Source organism: Paramagnetospirillum marisnigri (assembly GCF_001650715.1).
Lineage (GTDB): Bacteria > Pseudomonadota > Alphaproteobacteria > Rhodospirillales > Magnetospirillaceae > Phaeospirillum > Phaeospirillum marisnigri.
Map to the genome: position 1 here is coordinate 209,308 of NZ_LWQT01000044.1, position 18,380 is coordinate 227,687.

At 66.3% G+C, this 18,380-nt stretch carries 20 protein-coding genes; 10 read left to right on the forward strand and 10 right to left on the reverse strand.

The annotated features are described in order from the left end of the window. Positions 1–68 precede the first annotated feature (68 nt). From A6A04_RS06815 to A6A04_RS06825, 3 genes are all read left to right on the forward strand, one after another. Positions 69–539: a CreA family protein gene (locus A6A04_RS06815; RefSeq protein WP_156612503.1), complete on the forward strand. Its 471-nt coding sequence runs from the start codon at positions 69–71 to the stop codon at positions 537–539. Beyond that, positions 536–2,179: a hypothetical protein gene (locus A6A04_RS06820; RefSeq protein ID WP_068491176.1), complete on the forward strand. Its 1,644-nt coding sequence runs from the start codon at positions 536–538 to the stop codon at positions 2,177–2,179. Before A6A04_RS06815 ends, A6A04_RS06820 begins: the two co-directional genes overlap by 4 nt. A 125-nt stretch (positions 2,180–2,304) precedes the next feature. Then, positions 2,305–2,511: a hypothetical protein gene (locus tag A6A04_RS06825; RefSeq protein ID WP_068491178.1), complete on the forward strand. Its 207-nt coding sequence runs from the start codon at positions 2,305–2,307 to the stop codon at positions 2,509–2,511. 55 nt (positions 2,512–2,566) lie between these two features. Here A6A04_RS06825 and ppa read toward each other — a convergent pair whose 3' ends face one another. The 6 genes from ppa to def form a co-directional block, all read right to left on the reverse strand. Continuing rightward, complete coding sequence (ppa, locus tag A6A04_RS06830; protein ID WP_068491180.1) at positions 2,567–3,115, reverse strand: inorganic diphosphatase; 549 nt, start codon at positions 3,113–3,115, stop codon at positions 2,567–2,569. Between the two features lie 15 nt (positions 3,116–3,130). Then, complete coding sequence (ald, locus tag A6A04_RS06835) at positions 3,131–4,249, reverse strand: alanine dehydrogenase (protein WP_068491183.1); 1,119 nt, start codon at positions 4,247–4,249, stop codon at positions 3,131–3,133. A gap of 58 nt (positions 4,250–4,307) precedes the next feature. After that, a complete protein-coding gene (locus A6A04_RS06840) occupies positions 4,308–5,642 on the reverse strand; it encodes an AmpG family muropeptide MFS transporter (protein ID WP_068491185.1) in 1,335 nt (444 codons plus the stop codon). Between the two features lie 72 nt (positions 5,643–5,714). Then, a complete protein-coding gene (gene truA / locus A6A04_RS06845; protein WP_068491188.1) occupies positions 5,715–6,452 on the reverse strand; it encodes a tRNA pseudouridine(38-40) synthase TruA in 738 nt (245 codons plus the stop codon). Then, the gene (fmt, locus tag A6A04_RS06850) at positions 6,452–7,366 is read right to left on the reverse strand and encodes a methionyl-tRNA formyltransferase (RefSeq protein WP_068491190.1); all 915 of its coding nucleotides are present in this window, start codon (positions 7,364–7,366) and stop codon (positions 6,452–6,454) included. Before fmt ends, truA begins: the two co-directional genes overlap by 1 nt. Beyond that, positions 7,363–7,881, reverse strand: coding sequence for a peptide deformylase (gene def, locus A6A04_RS06855; RefSeq protein ID WP_068491192.1), 519 nt, complete (start codon positions 7,879–7,881; stop codon positions 7,363–7,365). The genes fmt and def overlap by 4 nt, the downstream gene beginning before the upstream one ends. Positions 7,882–8,030: 149 nt before the next feature. Between def and A6A04_RS06860 the strand changes: the two genes are divergently transcribed. The 3 genes from A6A04_RS06860 to A6A04_RS06870 are packed head-to-tail and all read left to right on the forward strand — an operon-like array spanning position 8,031 to position 9,294. Beyond that, on the forward strand, positions 8,031–8,282 hold the full coding sequence (locus tag A6A04_RS06860) for a type II toxin-antitoxin system ParD family antitoxin (RefSeq protein WP_068491194.1): 252 nt from the start codon (positions 8,031–8,033) through the stop codon (positions 8,280–8,282). Next, positions 8,279–8,554, forward strand: coding sequence for a type II toxin-antitoxin system RelE/ParE family toxin (locus tag A6A04_RS06865; RefSeq protein ID WP_068491195.1), 276 nt, complete (start codon positions 8,279–8,281; stop codon positions 8,552–8,554). The genes A6A04_RS06860 and A6A04_RS06865 overlap by 4 nt, the downstream gene beginning before the upstream one ends. After that, entirely contained in the window at positions 8,551–9,294 is a 744-nt protein-coding gene (locus A6A04_RS06870) for a 16S rRNA (uracil(1498)-N(3))-methyltransferase (protein ID WP_068491197.1), read from the forward strand. The genes A6A04_RS06865 and A6A04_RS06870 overlap by 4 nt, the downstream gene beginning before the upstream one ends. On the opposite strand, the gene A6A04_RS06875 is transcribed toward A6A04_RS06870, so the two are convergent. Then, on the reverse strand, positions 9,277–11,721 hold the full coding sequence (locus A6A04_RS06875; RefSeq protein WP_068491199.1) for a sensor domain-containing protein: 2,445 nt from the start codon (positions 11,719–11,721) through the stop codon (positions 9,277–9,279). The two genes, A6A04_RS06870 and A6A04_RS06875, sit on opposite strands and share 18 nt — an antisense overlap. Positions 11,722–11,827: 106 nt before the next feature. On the opposite strand from A6A04_RS06875, the gene A6A04_RS06880 reads away from it, so the two are divergent. The 3 genes from A6A04_RS06880 to A6A04_RS06890 are packed head-to-tail and all read left to right on the forward strand — an operon-like array spanning position 11,828 to position 13,363. Further along, a complete protein-coding gene (locus tag A6A04_RS06880; protein WP_322096812.1) occupies positions 11,828–12,208 on the forward strand; it encodes a hypothetical protein in 381 nt (126 codons plus the stop codon). Between the two features lie 7 nt (positions 12,209–12,215). Then, complete coding sequence (queE, locus tag A6A04_RS06885) at positions 12,216–12,833, forward strand: 7-carboxy-7-deazaguanine synthase (protein WP_068491205.1); 618 nt, start codon at positions 12,216–12,218, stop codon at positions 12,831–12,833. Then, positions 12,833–13,363, forward strand: coding sequence for a 6-carboxytetrahydropterin synthase (locus A6A04_RS06890; protein ID WP_068491207.1), 531 nt, complete (start codon positions 12,833–12,835; stop codon positions 13,361–13,363). Before queE ends, A6A04_RS06890 begins: the two co-directional genes overlap by 1 nt. 101 nt (positions 13,364–13,464) lie before the next feature. On the opposite strand, the gene purD is transcribed toward A6A04_RS06890, so the two are convergent. Continuing rightward, a complete protein-coding gene (purD, locus tag A6A04_RS06895; protein WP_068491209.1) occupies positions 13,465–14,742 on the reverse strand; it encodes a phosphoribosylamine--glycine ligase in 1,278 nt (425 codons plus the stop codon). A 74-nt stretch (positions 14,743–14,816) separates the two neighbouring features. Here purD and xseA point away from each other — a divergent pair, with 74 nt between their 5' ends. Further along, positions 14,817–16,274 (forward strand): exodeoxyribonuclease VII large subunit, encoded by a 1,458-nt coding sequence (xseA, locus tag A6A04_RS06900; protein ID WP_322096813.1) that lies wholly within the window; start codon positions 14,817–14,819, stop codon positions 16,272–16,274. Positions 16,275–16,391: 117 nt separating this feature from the next. Here the strand turns inward: xseA and A6A04_RS06905 are convergent, their stop codons facing one another. Together A6A04_RS06905 and A6A04_RS06910 are read right to left on the reverse strand one after the other, a co-directional pair. Further along, complete coding sequence (locus A6A04_RS06905; protein WP_068491212.1) at positions 16,392–17,207, reverse strand: CheR family methyltransferase; 816 nt, start codon at positions 17,205–17,207, stop codon at positions 16,392–16,394. Positions 17,208–17,211: 4 nt separating this feature from the next. Beyond that, positions 17,212–18,378 (reverse strand): protein-glutamate methylesterase/protein-glutamine glutaminase, encoded by a 1,167-nt coding sequence (locus A6A04_RS06910; RefSeq protein ID WP_407670247.1) that lies wholly within the window; start codon positions 18,376–18,378, stop codon positions 17,212–17,214. Positions 18,379–18,380: the final 2 nt, after the last annotated feature.

Consider the following 18,380-nt stretch of genomic DNA (forward strand, 5'->3'; position numbering starts at 1 on the left):
TAAGACTTTCCGTCGTATGGTGCCATCCTCTCGGACCATGCCATCATGGTCCAAATTTATCGGACGATATGATGATGCGTTACGGATCGGTCCTGTGCCTGGTGTCGATGCTCGCCCTGTCCGCGCCGAGCTTCGCCGAGGAAATCGGCAGCGTCTCCACCGTGTTCAAGATGGTGGGGGCCAATGACAAGATCGTGGTGGAAGCCTTCGACGACCCCAAGGTGGCGGGAGTGACCTGCTATCTGTCGCGGGCCAAGACCGGCGGCATCAAGGGCAGCCTGGGGGTGGCCGAGGATACCTCTGACGCGGCCATCGCCTGCCGCCAGGTGGGGCCGATCAAGATCCAGGAATCGCTCAAGGACGGCGAGACGGTGTTCAAGAAGGATACCTCGCTGCTGTTCAAGACCCTGCAGGTGGTGCGGTTCCACGATAGGAAGCGTGATGTGCTGGTCTATCTGGTCTACAGCGACAAGATCATCGACGGCTCCCCCAAGAATTCGGTGTCGGCCGTCGCCATCGAGAAGGGGTGGAAGCCATGAATGCCCTGCCGCAGGACCAGAACCTGCTTCTCGACGATCTGCTGGCCAAGCTCGAGCGCATCAGCGACCTGCCCGGCATGCTGCACTACATGGCCGAGGTGCTGCACGCCCTGCTGCGCCGCCAGAGCGACGTAACCTTCCTGGCGACCATCCAGGACGCCTTTGCCGCCGGTCTGGCGGGCCTGACCTGGAATGAACAGAAATCCCTGGCCGCCGAGGTCATCCGGGTGGTGATCGAGAAACGGCCCGAAATCGCCAAGGCCTGGCATGCCGCCGAGGAGGCCCGGCTGGCGGCGCTGGAGGCCGAGGAGCAGGCGCCGAAGCGGCGCGAAAGCGATCTGGTCCCGGCGCCGCTGCCCATGTCGCTGCACCTGGGGTCGGTGGATGACGGCCCCTATGACTTCGCCGCCGCCGAGGAACGTATCGCCGCCCATCTGGGCGAACTGGTGGATCGTCGGCTGGCCCTGATGATGGTGCCGCCGCCCCAGATTCCCTCGGTGGCCTATTGCCACAGCCAACCGTTCTTCCTGTTCGATACCCGCCTGGGGGCGGTGCTGAAGGCCTTCGTCAAGGGGCCGTTGCTCAGCCGCTGTCGGGTCAGTCTGGAACGGCGGGTCTATGTCAAGGTCGACCAGTCGGTGCTGACCAATCCGGAGCGCGCCAAGGCGTTCTGGACCGAGATGCGCTCCCATGTCTGGAAGGCGGTGGATTCCCGCCTGGAGAAGCTGGCGCAGCACCAGAAATCGGGCGAATCCAAGCTGGCGGCGCAGCAGCGCGGCGAAGGATTCCACTCCGAGATCAAGGTGGTGGAAAAGGAAGTGGTCCGCCCCAAGTCCTACAACATCATGGGCGTGAGCTTTTCCCTGGGCAAGGAAACCACCACCAAGAAGGTCAAGGTCACCCTGCCGCCCGCCAACCAACTGAACAAGGAGGAAGAGGAGGCGCTGGCCATGATCGCCGAGCTGCGGGACAAGGCCTCGCAATCCGGCGTCGAACTGCCGCCTGCCGCCGACTTCCAGTTCCTGCGCACCCTGCTGGACTTCAACACCCGCCTGTTCACCCAGTCCCGCGACGAGTTGCTGGGGCTGGCGGGGCATGGCGAGACCACCACCCGCTTCCTGCGCGAACGGCTGCACCAGACGGAAAAGAACTTCAACAATCTGCTGGTGGATATCCTGGTGATGATGATGTTCACCCGCCATGGCGAGATGAAGTTCGGGCTGTCCGAATTCTATGCCGCCTGCGTCGGCGCCGCCCGCGACAAGAGTTCCATCAACGCCAAGCGTCCCTTCATTCCCGCCGAACTGGCCCGTCGTCCGACCCAGCTGGCCATCCAGCTGCGCGAGGCGCTGCGTCGACGCCTGCATGTGGATGTGGTGCTGGCGGCGGCCGAACGCTATCTCGACTGCCACAAGATCATGGGCAAGAAGCTCTATGGCGCCGAACTGGCGGAGTCCCGCGCCCTGATCGAGGCCTTCCCCATGGTCTTCGCCGGGAATTCCGAAGAGGCCACCTTCGTCCAGGTGGGCCAGCACATCCTGGATATGCTCGACGGAGTGACGCCGGAACTGTCCATCTGCCTGGTCCAGATCGGACGGACCTATGATCGGGTCGGGCGGAAGACGGCGGCGGTGTCGTAAAAATCCATAAAATTTTATCCTTATTCAATACTATACCTGCCGCGCATGGCAGTGGCCCTATACTTGTGCATAGGTGCCATTGCCTCGTTTGGATATAATCGGACCTCGAAGAACAGGAGGCCGTGATGTTCATTGTCGACTTAGGCCGCAGCCGCGATCCCAGCTACTCTCCCTTGACCGTGAATGGTCCTGAATACTTGTTCGGTCTTGCCCGTTATATCGCGCGGACCATCTCGGACGTGGAGGTTCACGCCTATCTCGATCCCGGAATGGGGGCCGGGCTGGTGTTTCGCGGCGACGATGTCGACGATGACGATGTTGAAATGTTCTGAACATGAAAACGGCGGGCTTTAGGCCCGCCGTTTGGTTGGGAGAAGTCGCCCTGGGCTACTTCTTCTTCTTGGGATTGGCCGCCTGGGCGCGGTCGATGGATTCCTGGATGATGGCTGCGGCCTTTTCCGGGCCGCCCCAGCCCTTCAACTGCACCCACTTGCCCACTTCCAGGTCCTTGTAGTGGACGAAGAAGTGCTCGATCTGCTGCACCAGGATCTTGGGCAGATCCTCGTAGCTGGTGACGCCGTCATAGAACGGGTGCAGCTTGGAATGGGGCACGGCCAGGATCTTCTCGTCCATGCCGGCCTCGTCTTCCATCATCATCACGCCGATGGGGCGACAGCGCATGACCGCGCCCACCGCCACCGGAATACGGCCGACCACCATCACGTCGGCGGGATCGCCGTCCTCGGACAGGGTGTGGGGGATGAAGCCGTAATTGACCGGGTAATACATGGCGGTGTTGAGGAAGCGGTCCACATACATGGCCCCCGATTCCTTGCAGACTTCGTATTTGACGGGATCGCCGCGCAACGGAATCTCGATGATCACGTTGACGTCGCGGGGCGGGTTCTTGCCGATGGGGATCTTCTTGAGGTCCATTGCTGCTGTGTTTCCCTAGTTGGACAGGGCGCTCTCCGGCGCCGTGAAATCGTAACCCAGATGTTGGGCCACCGCCGCATGGGTGACGCGGCCGTGGTGGATATTGAGGCCCGCCCGGAAGTGCGGGTCCTCGCTCAGCGCGCGGGCAAGGCCCTTATCGGCCAAAGCCAGCACGAAAGGAAGCGTGGCGTTGTTGAGCGCGAAGGCCGAGGTCCGTGCCACGGCGCCCGGCATGTTGGTGACACAATAATGGACGACGCCTTCTTCCACAAAGGTCGGATTGGCGTGGGTGGTGGGCTTCGAGGTGGCGAAGCAGCCGCCCTGGTCGATGGCCACGTCCACCAGTACCGATCCCTTGCGCATGGCCGCCACCATCTCGCGGCTGACCAGCTTGGGAGCGGCGGCGCCCGGCACCAGCACGGCACCGATCAGGAGGTCGGCCTCCAGCACATGGTGCTCGATATTGTCCAAGGTGGCGAAGGCGGTCTCCACCGAGTTCAGCAGCAGGTCGTCCAGATGGGCCAGGCGAGCGAGGGAGCGGTCCAGAACCACCACCCGGGCGCCAAGCCCGACGGCCATGCGGGTGGCGTTGCCGCCGACCACGCCGCCGCCCAGCACCACCACCTTGGCGGGCGCCACGCCGGGGACGCCGCCCAGCAGCACGCCGGAACCGCCCTGTTCCTTTTCAAGGCCATGGGCTCCCACCTGGATGGACATGCGTCCGGCCACTTCCGACATGGGGGCCAGCAGCGGCAGGCGGCCCAGGCCGTCGGTCACCGTCTCATAGGCGATGGCGATGCAGCCCGAGTCCACCAGCGCCTTGGTCTGGATGGGATCGGGGGCGAGGTGGAGGTAGGTGAACAGCACCTGGTTCTCGCGCAGCAGGCCGAATTCCGCCGGCTGGGGCTCCTTGACCTTGACGATCAGGTCGGCCCTGGCGAACACATCGGCGGCACTGCCCAGGATCTCGGCCCCGGCGGCGCGATAGGCGGCATCGGAACAGCCGATGCCCTCGCCCGCGCCGCTTTCCACCATGACCTCATGGCCATGATGGGCAAGTTCACGCACCGAACCCGGCGTCAACCCGACCCGGTATTCGTGCGTCTTGATTTCCCTGGGAACCCCGACGCGCATGGCGCTCAGACCTTTGGAACGATTCCTGACTCCAGCATGACCGCTTGGGAGACAGGTTTCAACCCGTCTCGGCTGCAACCCGGCCTTGTTGTTTCATCAGCCAGGGCAGCAGCACCAGGGCGGGCACGGTGATGACGGTGGTCAGCAGGAAGAAATCGACCCAGCCCATCATGTCGGCCAGTTTGCCGCTGGTCGAGGCGAAGATTGTGCGGCCCACGGCGGTCAACGACGACAGCAGGGCGTATTGGGTGGCGGTATAGGCCTGGTTGCACAGGCCGGAGATATAGGCCACCAGGGCGGAGCCCGCCATGCCGGCGGTCAGGTTTTCGGCGGCGACGCACAGCGCCAGCGCCCAGATGTTGTGACCGGCCATGGCCTGGACCACGTAGAACAGATTGCCCAGGCTCTGCAGCACGCCGAAGATCAGCAGCGAGCGCATGACACCGAGCCGCACCACCAGGGCGCCGCCGATGATGGTGCCGATGATGGTGGCGCCGAAGCCGAAGATCTTGCTGACCCAGGCGATCTCGTCCAGGCGGAAGCCCATCTCGATATACAGCGTGTTGGCCATGGCGCCCGCCATGGCCTCGCCCATCTTGTAGCCGATGATGAACAGCAGCACCGCGATCCAGCCCGGCCGCGACATGATGTCGGCGAAGGGGCAGACCACGGCGCCATACAGCCAGGCGGCGATCTTGGCGGGGGTGCCTTTGAGGTGGGGGCGGGCCTCCAGGTATTCGGCGGCCTTGCGCTCGCGCTCGGCGGTGGCGGCCGAGACCCGGATCGCGGGCTCGGGACCCAGCAGCAGCACCGCCAATCCCACCGACAGCAGCGCCGCCATGGTGGCATAGGCGGCGAACCAGCCCCAGACCGAGGCCACCAGCAGGGCGCCCGCTCCGGCGGCCAGCATGGCGAGGCGATAGCCGGTCTGCACCGCCCCCGCGCCCGGCCCCTGCTGCTCGTCGTCGAGGATTTCCACCCGATAGGCGTCGATGACGATGTCCTGGCTGGCCGACAGGAAGGCGGTGACCACCGCCAGGGCGGCGGTCAGCCACAGCTGGTTGACCGGATCGGTGGCGCCCAGCGCCAGGATGAAGCCGATCAGCAATACCTGGATCAGCACGCCCCAGCCGCGCCTGCGCCCCAGCAGCCGGGTCAGGATGGGCAGCGGCAAGCGGTCGATCAGCGGCGACCACAGGAATTTCAGGGCATAGGGGGTGCCCACCAGGGCGAAGGCGCCGATGGCCGAACGCGAGATGCCTTCGCCCTTCAGCCAGGCCGACAGGGTGGAAAAGGTCAGCAGCAGCGGCAGGCCGCTGGAAAAACCCAGCAGCAGGACCATCACCACCCGGCGGTCGAGATAGGCGGCGAAGCCCTGTTTCCAGCCACTCATGGGGACACCGGGAAGGCGAAAAATTGGGGGGGAATCACGGGCGGACCACCAGATGCTGTTGCGGGGGGCAGCTTAGTACCGCACTCCGGTCAGGTAAAGACCGTCGGGCTTGGCGGTGGGGCCGCCCGCCACCCGGTCGCGGGCCGCCAGGGCGCGGGACACGTCGTCGGGGCTCCATTTGCCCTGGCCCACCAGGATCAGGGTGCCGACCATGTTGCGCACCTGATGATGCAGGAAGGAGCGGGCCTCGGCCACCACCCGGATTTCGGTGTCCATGCGGGTGACCCGCAGCACGTCCAGGGTCTTCATGGGCGACTTGGCCTGGCATTCGCGGGCGCGGAAGGTGGTGAAGTCGTGATGGCCGATCAGCCGGGCGGCGGCCTCGGCCATGGCTCCGGCATCCAGGGGGGTGGGCTGCCACAACACCCGGTGACGATCCAGGGCGGGGGGCGGGCGGCGGTCGAGGATACGGTAGAGATAGGCCCGGCCGGTGGCGGAAAAACGGGCGTGGAAATCCTCGCCCACCAGCTCCGATTCGACCACCGCCACCGGGTGACGGCCCAGATGGTAGTTGATGGCGTCACGCACCGTGTCGGCGGGGTAGTCCTTGACCAAGTCCAGATGCACCACCTGGCCGGTGGCGTGGACCCCGGCATCGGTGCGTCCGGCGGCGTGGATGGCCACCGGGCCTCCCGCCAGCCGGGCGGCGGAGGCCTCCAGCACGCTCTGGACCGACTCGCCGTTGTCCTGGCGCTGCCAGCCGACGAAAGGGGTGCCGTCATATTCGACGGTCAGCTTGTAGCGCGGCATCAGCCGAGGACCGTACCCTTGGGGATGGCGTGGCCGCGCAGCATTTCCCCGGCACTCATGGCGGCTTTGCCGGGGCGCTGAACCCGGGTGGGGCGAAGGGCATGACGGCCGCAGGCCACGGTCAGATGCTCGTCCAGCACGGTGCCAGGGGCGCCGTCCTGGGGCACCAGCAATGCCTCAAGGACCTTGATGCGCTCGGCCCCCAGGTCGAACCATACTCCCGGCCAGGGATTGAGGGCGCGGACCTTGCGCTCGATCTCGGCGGCCGACTGGCGCCAGTCGATGCGGCCTTCGTCCTTGGCCAGCTTATGGGCATAGGTGACGCCCTCGGCGGGCTGGGGCGTGGCGGCCAGGCTGCCCTGCTCGATTCCCTCCAGGGCCTCGACGATCAGGCGGGCGCCCATGGCGGCCAGCATATCGTGCAGCCAGGTCGCGGTGGCGTCGGGCAGCAGCAGGATGCTTTCGCTCAGCAGCATGGCGCCGGTATCCAGCCCGGCATCCATCTGCATGATGGTAACGCCGGTGGCGGCATCGCCCGCCATGATGGCGCGCTGGATGGGGGCGGCGCCGCGCCAGCGCGGCAGCAGCGAGGCATGGACGTTGAGGCAGCCCAGCCGGGGGGCGTCCAGCACCGCCTGGGGCAGGATCAGGCCATAGGCCGCCACCACCGCCGCGTCGGCGCCGATGGCGGCGAAGGCGGCCTGTTCTTCGGGCGACTTCAGGCTTTTCGGGGTGTGGACCGGGATGCCGCGCCCGTGGGCGAAGGCATGGACGGGGGAGGGCTGTTCCTTGTGGCCGCGCCCGGCGGGGCGGGGCGGCTGGGAATAGACCGCCGCCACCTGATGCCCGGCATCCAGCAGCGAATCCAGGATCGGCACCGAGAAATCCGGGGTGCCCATGAAAACCAGCTTCATGCCTCGCCCATCTCCTTGCGGGTCTTCAGCAGCTTGCGCAGGATCATGTTGCGCTTGAGCGAGGACAGGTGATCGATGAACAGGACGCCGTCCAGGTGGTCCATTTCGTGCTGGACCACGGTGGCCAGCAGGCCAACGGCGTGGAATTCGCGCGAGGCGCCCTCCTTGTCCAGATAGCGCACCTTGACCTCGGCGGGGCGGACCACGTTGGAATAATGCTCCGGCACCGACAGGCAGCCTTCCTCATAGGTGTTGTCCGCCTCCGACACCCAGACGATCTCGGGATTGATCAGGGCCATGGGATTGCGGGTTTCCTCGGTCTTGCCGATATCGAGCACCACCACCCGCTCCAGCACTCCCACCTGGGGGGCGGCAAGCCCGATGCCCGGCGCCTTGTACATGGTCTCCAGCATGTCGGCGACCAGGCCGCGAATGCGGTCGTCCACCGTCTCGACCCGTTTGGCCTTGGACTTCAGGATCGGATTGGGGGCGGTCAGGATGGGCAGGACGGCCATGGGCAAAACCTTCGGGGAGAAATTCAGCTTTCGACATAGGCCGGGCCGGGCCGGGCGTCAAGCATGCTTCCCGAAGGCGGAAGGCGGTAACAGAGTTTGCGCAGTTTATGTTATCGTTAAGTCTTCCTTGTCGGCAAAGGCCCCCGATCATGAACGTGTCCGTCGGAGAGCGTTGGGAAAGTTTCGTGGAACAGGCGGTAAGGACCGGTCGCTACGGTTCGGCCAGCGAGGTCGTCCGCGAGGGGCTGCGCCTGGTGGAAGAGCGCGAAGCCAAGCTCGGAGCCTTGCGTGCCATGCTGGAGGCCTCCATGGCGTCCGGCGGCGAGCATGGCGAGGAAGACATCGACACCGCGCTGGCGGAACGGGCGGCGCGATTGAGGTTGCAAGGGATCGGGGGGTGAGGCGGCTGGTCTACCTGTCCTCGGCCCGCTCCGATTTGTTGTCCATTCTCGATTATATCGCCCAGAGCAGCGGCCGCGTCGACGTGGCGGAGACTTTCGTCGCCCGCCTGAGCCGCCATTGCCGCAATCTGGCATTGCTGCCCGGCATCCGCAGTGTTGTCCATGAGGGCTATGTGGTGTTCTTCCGCTATATCGATGACCGGGTCGAGGTCGTGAACATCATCGAGGGTCATCGCGACATTGACGCCCTTCTCGGAGATGGTGGGCCATGACCGACATTCGTCCCCGCCTGCGCCTGTTCGTTCCCCATGCCCTGGCCGAGGGTGCGGCGGTGGCGCTGGACCGCGACCAGACCCATTACCTGGCCTCGGTGATGCGGGCGGCGGCGGGCGAGGCGGTGCTGCTGTTCAACGGCCGCGACGGCGAATGGCTGGCACGCATCGCCGGGCTGGCCAAGGCCGGGGCGGCGCTGGTGCCGGAGCGCCAGACACGCCCCCAGGCGCCTGTCCCCGACCTGTGGCTGCTGGCAGCGCCGTTGAAGAAGGAACGCACCGATCTGGTGGCGGAAAAGGCCGCCGAATTGGGTGTGTCTCGGCTGTGGCCAGTGTTCACCCGGCGCACCAATGCCGGCCGGGTCAATCTGGAACGCATGCGCGCCCATCTGGTGGAAGCCTCGGAGCAATGCGAGCGCCTGTGCGTTCCCGAACTGGCCGATCCGGCGCCGCTGGACAAGGTGCTGGGCCAGTGGCCCGAGGGCCGGGTTCTGCTCTATCTCGACGAGAGCGGCGGCGGCGTGCCGCTGGCCCAGGCCATCCCGCCCGGCCCGGCGGCATTGCTGGTGGGGCCGGAAGGCGGATTCGACGACGAGGAACGCCGACTGCTGGCGTCGAAGCCCTTTGCCCGGCCGGTGGGGCTGGGACCGCGTATTCTCAGGGCGGAAACCGCCGCCATCGCCGCCCTGGCGGTGTGGCAGTCGGTGGCGGGGGATTGGGCGTCATCGCCCCGAGGATAACCAGGTGACGAAGTCGTCGGCGGGCACCGGACGACCGAAGATATAGCCCTGGACCACCTCGCAGCCCATTTCGGTCAGGATGGCCAACTGCCCCTCGGTCTCGACCCCTTCGGCCACCACGTCCAGCTTCAGGGTGCGGGCCAGGGCGATGATGGTCTGGGCGATGGCGGCATCCTCGGGATCGGTGCCGAGATCGGTGACGAAGGACCGGTCGATCTTGATGGTGCTGATGGGAAAGCGCTTGAGATAAGCCAGCGAGGAATAGCCGGTGCCGAAATCGTCCACCGAGACCTTGAGACCCAGGTCGCGCAAGCGCTTCAGGGTGACGATGGCCTTGTCCGGCTCTTCCATCACCGCCGATTCGGTCAGTTCCACCTCGATAGCCTCGGCCTCGACCCCGTATGCGGCCAGGATGGCGGCGATACGGTCGACCAGGGCGTGGTCGTGGAACTGGCGCAGCGACAGATTGACCGAAACCGGCACCGCCGCCAGCCCCGAGGCGCGCCAGGCGACGTTCTGGCGGCAGGTTTCCTCGATCACCCAGTATCCGATGGGAATGATCAGGCCGGTCTCCTCGGCCACCGGGATGAAGTCGGCGGGGGAGACCAGGGCCCCATCGGCCCGCTGCCAGCGGATCAGCGCCTCGGCGCCGCAGCACCGGCCGGTGAGGACGTGGATCTTGGGCTGGTAGAACAGCCGGAATTCCCCAAGATCAAGGGCGGCGCGAAGATTGGCTTCCATCTCCAGGCGCTGGACGGCGCGTCGGTTCATGGAGGGGTCGAAGAAGCGGAAGGTGCTGCGACCGGCGCCCTTGGCCTGGTACATGGCGGTATCGGCATTCTTCATCAGGGTTTCGGCCGTTCCCCCATCCTGGGGAAACACGGCGATGCCGATGCTGGTGCCGGCATGGACGGGGCGCCCGGCCAGGTCGAAGGGCTGGGCGATGGCGGCGATGATCTTCTCGGCCACCAGGGCGACCTCCGACCCGGCATCGACGCCGCTCAGGATGACGATGAACTCGTCGCCGCCCAGTCGGCCGACGGTATCGCTGCGCCTGACCGAGTCCAAAATGCGCTGGGCGGTCTGCTGCAGCAGGCGATCACCTTCCTGGTGGCCCAGGCTGTCGTTGACCACCTTGAAATGGTCAAGGTCGAGAAACAGAACCGCCACCTGGCTGTCCTCGCGCTGGGCGACCTCGATGGCGTGCTCCAGGCGGTCGCCCAGCAGGGCGCGGTTGGGCAGGCCGGTCAGGGAATCGTGATAGGCCTGGTGGCGGATCTGCTCGTCCTTGCGCCGCAGCTCGGTAACGTCGGTGAAAACCGAAACGAAGCGATCCGGGCGGCCATCCGGGCCGGGAATGGCGGAAATGGTCAGCCATTCCAGATAGGCCTCGCCGTTCTTGCGCCGGTTCCACACCTCGCCCTGCCAGCCGCCGGTATCGACGATCTGGTGCCACATCTCGGCATAGAACGCCCCGCCGTGATGATTGGATTTCAACAGGCGCGGGGTCTGGCCCACCGCTTCCTCGGCGGAATAGCCGGTTATGTCCGAGAAGGCCGGATTGACCGACAGGATGATGCCCTTGGCATCGGTGATCAGGATGCCTTCCCGGGTGGTGTGGAACACACTGGCGGCCAACTGCATCTCGGCTTCCGCCAGCTTGCGCTGGGTGATGTCGCGCCAGGTGCAGTAGATGGCGGGGCGGCCTTGCAGGGTGATGGCCGACAAGGTGACCTCGGCCAGGAATTCGCTTTCATCGGCGCGGCTGTGCAGCCATTCGAAGCGGTGGATGCCCCGGGCCTGGGCGATCCGGATCATCTCCTCGGCCTTGGCGTAGGAGGGCTGGCCATCGGGCTGGATCTTGGGCGAGATCTGCGAGGGATGGACGAACAGCAAGTCATCCTTGGAGGGATATCCGAGGAAGTCCACGGCGGCGGCATTGCATTCGACGAAGCGGCTGCCCTCGATGATCCAGGCGGGGTCGGGCGAGGAATCGAACAGGGTTCGCATCCTGGCCTCGCTCTCGCGCAGCCTGCCGGCCTCGGCGACGGCGGCGCTGACATCGCGCAGAATGGCCAGGATGTAGGTTTCGCCCTCGATGGTGAAGGCGCTGCCATGAATTTCCAGATCGAAGGTGGTGCCGTCCTGTCTTCGCCCTCGGGTCAGGTATTGGGCGGTCACCGCCTCGCCCCGGACACGCCGCGCGATGCGGTCCATGACCTGTTCCCGGCATTCCGGAGCGATGGTGTCGATCACCGGTTGGCCGACGAGATCCTTGGCGGATGTATAGCCGAACAGGCGGACATAGGCGGGATTGGCCAGGATGTGCCGTGCGTTCTGATGCAGGCAGATGGCGTCCAGGGCGTTGTCAAAGATGGCCCGTAGCGCGCCATCAAGCCCGACCTTCACATCCGATCCGTGCCCCATGCTAACCTCAGATGTAAACCCCATTTAAACAATATGGCATAAGCGGCGCAGCCGCCATGCGGAATCATATCCGTGAAGGGATTGGCATTCGGCGGCGGCCGGTGCCATGATGCCGCCCCTGTTTTCCCAGCCCATCGAGCCCGCCATGCCGCCCAAGACCAATCCGCTGAAGCTCAATCCGTTGCAGTTGAAGACCCTGGTCCTGTTCCAGGAATTGGCCCGCCATCCGGAATCGTCCACCCGGACCGAAGGCGGGGATGTCTTCCTGTCGCAACTGCCCCATCCCCATGGCGACCATTTCCACGTGGGGCACAAGGTGGCGCTGTCGAAAGATGCCACCGGCCTGGCCAATCCGGCGGTGTGGGCGGCGCTGGAACGCAAGGGCCTGATCAAGGGCAGCTTTCCCATGGGGGTCAGCCTGACCCCGGCGGGCGTGGATTACGAGACCGGCATCACCCATCAGGTGCTGCACGGCTCCGATCACTGACCTGACCATGCCCTATACGGTCAAGGAGATATTCCCCAGCCTGCAAGGCGAAGGCATCCAGGCGGGCCGCGCCGCCATCTTCCTGCGCTTCGCCGCCTGCAATCTGTGGAACGGCCGCGAGGAGGACCGGGCCAAGGCGGCCTGCGGCTTCTGCGATACCGATTTCGTCGGCGGCGAGAAATTCCCCGATGCCGAGACCCTGGCCGAGCGGGTGGCGGGCCTGTGGCCGGTGGGCCAGGGCAACCGCTATGTGGTGGTGACCGGCGGCGAGCCCGCCCTGCAACTGGATGCGGTGCTGGTGGCCGCCCTGCATGACCGGGGCTTCCAGGTGGCCATCGAGACCAATGGCACCCTGGCCTTGGCGTCGGGCATCGATTGGGTCTGCGTCAGCCCCAAGGCGGGATGCGATCTGGTGGTGACCTCGGGCGACGAGTTGAAGCTGGTCTATCCCCAGGCGGGCGCCCCGCCCGAGGCCTTCGAGCGTCTCGGCTTCACCCATTTCCTGCTGCAGCCCATGGATGGCCCCGACCGCGAGGCCAATACCCGCGAGGCCCTGCGGCACTGCTTGACTCATCCGCGCTGGCGGCTCAGCTTGCAGACCCACAAGATCATCGGGATTCCGTGATGAGCAGCTTCCGCGTCCGCCGCCGCATCGAGATCGACGCCGGCCACCGCATCATGACCCACGGCTCCAAATGCCGGAACCTGCACGGCCATCGCTATGTGGTGGAGGTGGAGTGCGAGGCCCGGCGCCTGCATGCCGATGGCGAGCAGACCGACATGGTGGTGGATTTCGGATTCCTCAAGGACGAGATGATGCGGCTGATCGATGCGCCCTGCGATCACGGCTTCATCGCCGCCGCCGCCGATGCCGAGCTGCTGGGCCTGTTCGCCCCCGTCGGCGCCCAGGCCGAGTCCTGGGTGGGTGGCATTCGGGCCCAGGTGGCGGCGGACGGCGCCGCGCTGACCACCGACACCCGCATGTTGACCAAGCTTTACGTGGTGCCGTTCCAGCCCACCGCCGAATGCCTGGCCATGCACTGGTACGGGCTGCTGGAACAGCCGGTGGCGGCGCGTTCCGATGGCTGTGCCCGTCTGGTGGCGGTGCGGGTCTGGGAAACCCCCAACTGCATGGCGGAATACGCGCCGGGCTGAGTTTTGCCCCCACCCCGACCCTCCCCCACTATGGCGGGGGAGGGAGAGGAGATGCCGTCTTCCCCTCCCCCGGCCATGCCGGGGGGAGGTCGGGAGGGGGGCTAGAGTCCCCGTTCCAGTGCCCGCCAGGCGATATCGCGGCGGCAGAAACCTTGCGGCCAGTCCAGCTTGTCCACGGCGGCATAGGCGCGCTCGCGCGCCTGGCTCACCGTCTGGCCGACGGCGGTGACGCCCAGCACCCTTCCGCCGGTGGCCACCACCTTGCCATCCTTCAGCGCGGTTCCGGCATGCAGCACGGTGACGCCGTCCACCGCTCCGGCGGCATCCAGACCACCGATGACGGTGTTCTTCTCGTAGGAGCCGGGATAGCCCTTCGCCGCCATCACCACCACCAGGGCGGGATCAATGGACCATTCCAGCGAGACGCCGGACAGCTTGCCCTCGGCGCCCGCCAGCAGCACCGGCAGCAGGTCGGATTTCAGCCGCGCCATCAGCACCTGGCATTCGGGATCGCCGAAGCGGACATTGTATTCCAGCAGCTTCGGACCGGCCGAAGTCACCATGATCCCGGCGAACAGCACGCCGGTATAGGGCTTGCCCGCGTCACGCATGGCCTTGACCAGCGGCAGGATCGAGGTCGCCATGATCTCGTCCTGGATGGCGGGGGTGACCACCGGGGCGGGGGAATAGGCGCCCATGCCGCCGGTATTGGGGCCGGTATCGCCGTCACCCACCCGCTTATGGTCCTGGGCCGCCACCAGCGGAACGGCGGTGGTGCCGTCGCACAGGGCGAAGAAGCTGCATTCCTCGCCGTCCAGGTATTCCTCGATCACCAGTTCGTTGCCGGCATCGCCGAACACCTTGTCGCCCATCATGCTGTCGACGGCGGCCAGGGCCTCGTCCAGGCTCATGGCGACGACAACGCCCTTGCCCGCCGCCAGCCCGTCGGTCTTGACCACGATGGGGGCGCCCTTGGCGCGGATGAAGGCCTTGGCGGCCTCCATCTCGGTGAAGCGGCCGTACCAGGCGGTGGGAACCCCGGCCTTGGACGCCATGTCCTTCATGAAGCCCTTGGAGCCCTCCAACTCGGCCGCCGCGGCCGAGGGGCCGAACACCTTGATCCCGGCGGCGCGGCATTTGTCGGCCAGGCCCAGCACCAGCGGCGCCTCGGGTCCCACCACCACCAGATCGACGGCATTGGCCTGGGCGAAGGAAACCAGCTCGTCCACCTGCTCGGCGCCGATGGCGACACAGTCCGCGACCGAGGCGATCCCGGCATTGCCCGGCGCGCACCACAATTGGGTCAGCAGCGGCGACTGCTTCAGCTTCCAGCACAGGGCGTGTTCACGCCCGCCCGAACCGACCACCAGGACCTTCATTGCCGTCTCTCCCTTGCCGCATTGGCCGCGTTTTAGCACTTCCGCCGATGAATGCAAAAGGCCATCATCCCGCCATGACCGACGACGCCCGCCCTGCCACCAACATCCCCGAATTCTCCGTCTCCGAACTGTCGGGCGCGCTGCGCAAGTCGGTGGAGGAAACCTTTTCCTTCGTCCGGGTGCGGGGCGAGATTTCCGGCTTCAAGCGCCATTCCTCCGGCCATTTCTATTTCGCCCTCAAGGACGCCGACGCGGTGCTGGACGCGGTGTGCTGGCGCGGCCAGGCGGTACGGCTGGGGCTCGACGCCCAGGACGGCATGGAGGTGATCGCCACCGGGCGGCTGACCACCTATCCCGGCCGCTCCAAATACCAGATGGTGGTCGAGCGCATGGAACTGGCGGGCCAGGGCGCCCTGCTGAAGATGCTGGAGGACCGCAAGAAGCGCCTGGCCGCCGAAGGCCTGTTCGCGCTCGAGCGCAAGCGGCCCATTCCCTTCCTGCCCCAGGTGATCGGGGTGGTGACCTCGCCCACCGGCGCGGTGATCCGCGACATCTTGCACCGGCTGGCGGAGCGCTTCCCCCGCCGGGTGCTGCTGTGGCCGGTGGCGGTGCAGGGCGAGGGCGCCGCCGCCCAGGTGGCCGCCGCCATCCGGGGCTTCAACGCCCTGGCCCCCGGCGGCGCCGTGCCGCGCCCCGATGTGCTGATCGTGGCGCGGGGCGGCGGCTCGCTGGAAGACCTGATGGCCTTCAACGAGGAAATCGTGGTCCGTGCCGCCGCCGAATCCCAGATCCCGCTGATCTCGGCGGTGGGGCACGAGACCGACACCACCCTGATCGACTTCGCCGCCGACCTGCGCGCCCCCACTCCCACCGCTGCCGCCGAAAAGGCGGTGCCGGTGCGCGCCGAACTGGTGGCCGGTCTGGCCGAGTTGGATGGGCGGCTGGTGGGCGCCATGGCCAGGGGCCTGCAAGGCCGCCGCGATCATCTCGCCCAGACCTTTCGCGCCCTGCCCCATCCCCGCCGGGTGATGGAGGACTGCACCCGGCGCCTGGACGAGCGCGCCGAGCGGCTGGCCAAGGCCCTGCCGCAACTGGTGGAGCGCCGTCGTATCGACCTGGCCCGGCTGACCGATCGGCTCGACAATGGCCTGCGCGCCGCCCGCGCCGCCGGGCTGGCCGCCGTCGAGCGCGACCGCCTGCGCCTGGACGAGGGGGGACGCCGGTTGGCCCAGGCCCTGCCGCGCCTGCTGGCCGAGTATGGCCAGAAGGTGGAAACGGCGGGCAAGCTGCTGGAAAGCTATTCCTACCGCAAGGTCCTGGAACGGGGCTATGCCGTGATCCGCGACGGCCATGGTCAGCCGGTGGTCAGCGCCGCCGCGGTCGTGCCGGGCACGGCCCTGATGGTGGAGTTCAGCGACGGTGCCATCCAGGTGGTGGCCGATGGCACGGCGCCGCCGCCGTCATCGCCTCCTCCCGCCGCCAAGACGCGAAAACCCCCGCCGCCCGATGGACGGCAGGGGAGTTTGCTTTAGCGTTTGTCGGGGGGGCGGCGGAGTGGGCTTTCTTTCCTCGTCATGCCCGGACTTGATCCGGGCATCCATGGACCCCCCGGGGCAAGCCCGGGGGTGACGAATGGAGGGAGCCCGGCCCTATTTGGCGCGGGTGGTGGCGTAGACGCCGCGCTGGTCCGGCACCGGCTTGAACTTGTCGGAAATCCCCAGCACGGTCTCGGCGCCGCCGAGATAGAGGAAGCCGTCGTCGGGCATGATCCGGCTGACATTGTCCAGCACCCGGGTCTTGGTGGGCTGGTCGAAATAGATCAGCACGTTGCGGCAGAACACCACGTCGAAATTGCCCAGCGGCTTCAGGTCGTGCAGCAGGTTGTATTCGCGGAAATTGACCATGGCGCGGATAGCCGGGTCGATCTGCCACATCTCGGCGGTCTTCTTGAAGTACTTGACCAGCAGTTGGATGGGCAGGCCGCGCTGCACCTCGAACTGGGAGTAAAGACCGGCCTTGGCCTTTTCCAGCATCTCGGTGGAGATGTCGGTGCCGACGATCTCGATCTTCCAGCCCGCCAGCTTGGCGCCTTCTTCCTTCAGCACCATGGCCAGGGTATAGGCCTCCTGGCCCGAGGAACTGGCCGCCGACCAGATACGCAGGGTCTTGGTGGCGGCACGGGCCTGGAGCATGTGCGGCAGAACCATGGCCTTGAACTGGTCGAAGGGCTTGATGTCGCGGAAGAAGAACGACTCGTTGGTCGTCATGGCCTCCGTGACTTCACGCAGCAGGTCCTCGCCCGCCGTGCGCAGGGAACCGACCAAGTCGTCCAGACCTTTAAGGCCGCGTTTGCGCGCCACCGGGGTCAGACGGCTTTCCAGCAGATAGGCCTTGTCGCGCGTAATGACCAGACCGGACCGGTCTTTCAGCAACTTGGCGACATAATCGAAATCTTCGGGCCGCATGGATTTAGCGCCTCGTCGCCAGTTTCATGATCCAGGGAGCAATTTCGGGCAGCGGCAGCACGGCCGAGCAAATGCCCGCCGTCGCCACTGCTCCCGGCATGCCCCACACAACCGAGCTGCCCTCGTCCTGGGCGATTACCGTTCCTCCGGATGCCACCACGGCCTGTCCCCCCTTCAGTCCGTCCGAACCCATGCCGGTCAGGATGCAGGCCAGCACCCGCTTGCCATAAGCGGCGGCGATGCTGCGCAGCATGGGGTCCACGGCCGGGCGACAGAAATTTTCCGGCGGATTCTTGTTCAGGCGGATGACCTTGTCGGTCCCCTTGGTCTCGACCACCATATGGAAGTCGCCGGGCGCGATATAGACGCGGCCGCCCTTGATGATTTCCCCGTCCTGACCTTCCTTGGCCTCCCAGCCCGAGACACGGCTGATATGCTCGCCCAGGATGGTGGTGAAGGTGGCGGGCATGTGCTGGGTGATCAGGATCGGTTGGGACACCGTACCCGAACGCATCAGGCCGAGGACCCCGAACAGGGCCTGCGGCCCGCCGGTGCTTGATCCGATGGCGATGACGTCGGGATGTTCGGGGGTGTTGTTGCGCAGCGACAACGGCCCCGGTGGGTGAATCGGCACCCGGGCAGGCGGCGCGCTGGGGGGCGGGCGCAGTGCCGGGGCTCCGGCGGGCCGCGGCGGCCGGTTGGGCGAGCGATGACGCGCCTGTCCCAGGGCGCGGATCTTTCCCACCAGTTCGGCCTTGAATTCGGCGCCCCCCGCCAGATCCTTGGTGGCGGTGGGTTTGGGGATGTAGTCGGCGGCTCCCATTTCGAGGGCGCGCATGGAAATGTCGGCCCCTTTCAGGGTCAGGGTCGACTGCATGATGATCTTGAGGCCGGGATCGGCGGCCAGCAGCTTGGGCAGGGCTGTCATGCCGTCCATGATGGGCATCTCGATGTCGAGAATGACCACGTCAATCTCGTTCCGCTCCAGCGAGGACAAAGCCATCTGGCCATTGCCCACCGAGGCGGCGATCTGGATGCCTGGCTCGGCTTCCAGAATACGCGTCACCAGTCCCCGCACCACGGCGGAGTCGTCAACCAGCATGACCCGGATCGGGGTGCTGGCGGCGCCTTGAGACGGCGACTGTGCGGATTCTGAGGTCATTGGGGTTATAT

What these genes read in the sequence shown, in the direction of transcription:
- A6A04_RS06870 (WP_068491197.1), top strand. Translation starts at nt 8,551, where the DNA reads ATGACCGACATTCGTCCCCGCCTGCGCCTGTTCGTTCCCCATGCCCTG.
- def (WP_068491192.1), bottom strand. Translation starts at nt 7,881, where the DNA reads ATGGCCGTCCTGCCCATCCTGACCGCCCCCAATCCGATCCTGAAGTCC.
- ald (WP_068491183.1), bottom strand. Translation starts at nt 4,249, where the DNA reads ATGCGCGTCGGGGTTCCCAGGGAAATCAAGACGCACGAATACCGGGTC.
- fmt (WP_068491190.1), bottom strand. Translation starts at nt 7,366, where the DNA reads ATGAAGCTGGTTTTCATGGGCACCCCGGATTTCTCGGTGCCGATCCTG.
- xseA (WP_322096813.1), top strand. Translation starts at nt 14,817, where the DNA reads ATGACCGACGACGCCCGCCCTGCCACCAACATCCCCGAATTCTCCGTC.
- A6A04_RS06815 (WP_156612503.1), top strand. Translation starts at nt 69, where the DNA reads ATGATGATGCGTTACGGATCGGTCCTGTGCCTGGTGTCGATGCTCGCC.
- ppa (WP_068491180.1), bottom strand. Translation starts at nt 3,115, where the DNA reads ATGGACCTCAAGAAGATCCCCATCGGCAAGAACCCGCCCCGCGACGTC.
- purD (WP_068491209.1), bottom strand. Translation starts at nt 14,742, where the DNA reads ATGAAGGTCCTGGTGGTCGGTTCGGGCGGGCGTGAACACGCCCTGTGC.
- A6A04_RS06825 (WP_068491178.1), top strand. Translation starts at nt 2,305, where the DNA reads ATGTTCATTGTCGACTTAGGCCGCAGCCGCGATCCCAGCTACTCTCCC.
- A6A04_RS06860 (WP_068491194.1), top strand. Translation starts at nt 8,031, where the DNA reads ATGAACGTGTCCGTCGGAGAGCGTTGGGAAAGTTTCGTGGAACAGGCG.
- A6A04_RS06820 (WP_068491176.1), top strand. Translation starts at nt 536, where the DNA reads ATGAATGCCCTGCCGCAGGACCAGAACCTGCTTCTCGACGATCTGCTG.
- A6A04_RS06840 (WP_068491185.1), bottom strand. Translation starts at nt 5,642, where the DNA reads ATGAGTGGCTGGAAACAGGGCTTCGCCGCCTATCTCGACCGCCGGGTG.
- queE (WP_068491205.1), top strand. Translation starts at nt 12,216, where the DNA reads ATGCCCTATACGGTCAAGGAGATATTCCCCAGCCTGCAAGGCGAAGGC.
- A6A04_RS06880 (WP_322096812.1), top strand. Translation starts at nt 11,828, where the DNA reads ATGATGCCGCCCCTGTTTTCCCAGCCCATCGAGCCCGCCATGCCGCCC.
- truA (WP_068491188.1), bottom strand. Translation starts at nt 6,452, where the DNA reads ATGCCGCGCTACAAGCTGACCGTCGAATATGACGGCACCCCTTTCGTC.
- A6A04_RS06905 (WP_068491212.1), bottom strand. Translation starts at nt 17,207, where the DNA reads ATGCGGCCCGAAGATTTCGATTATGTCGCCAAGTTGCTGAAAGACCGG.
- A6A04_RS06875 (WP_068491199.1), bottom strand. Translation starts at nt 11,721, where the DNA reads ATGGGGCACGGATCGGATGTGAAGGTCGGGCTTGATGGCGCGCTACGG.
- A6A04_RS06890 (WP_068491207.1), top strand. Translation starts at nt 12,833, where the DNA reads ATGAGCAGCTTCCGCGTCCGCCGCCGCATCGAGATCGACGCCGGCCAC.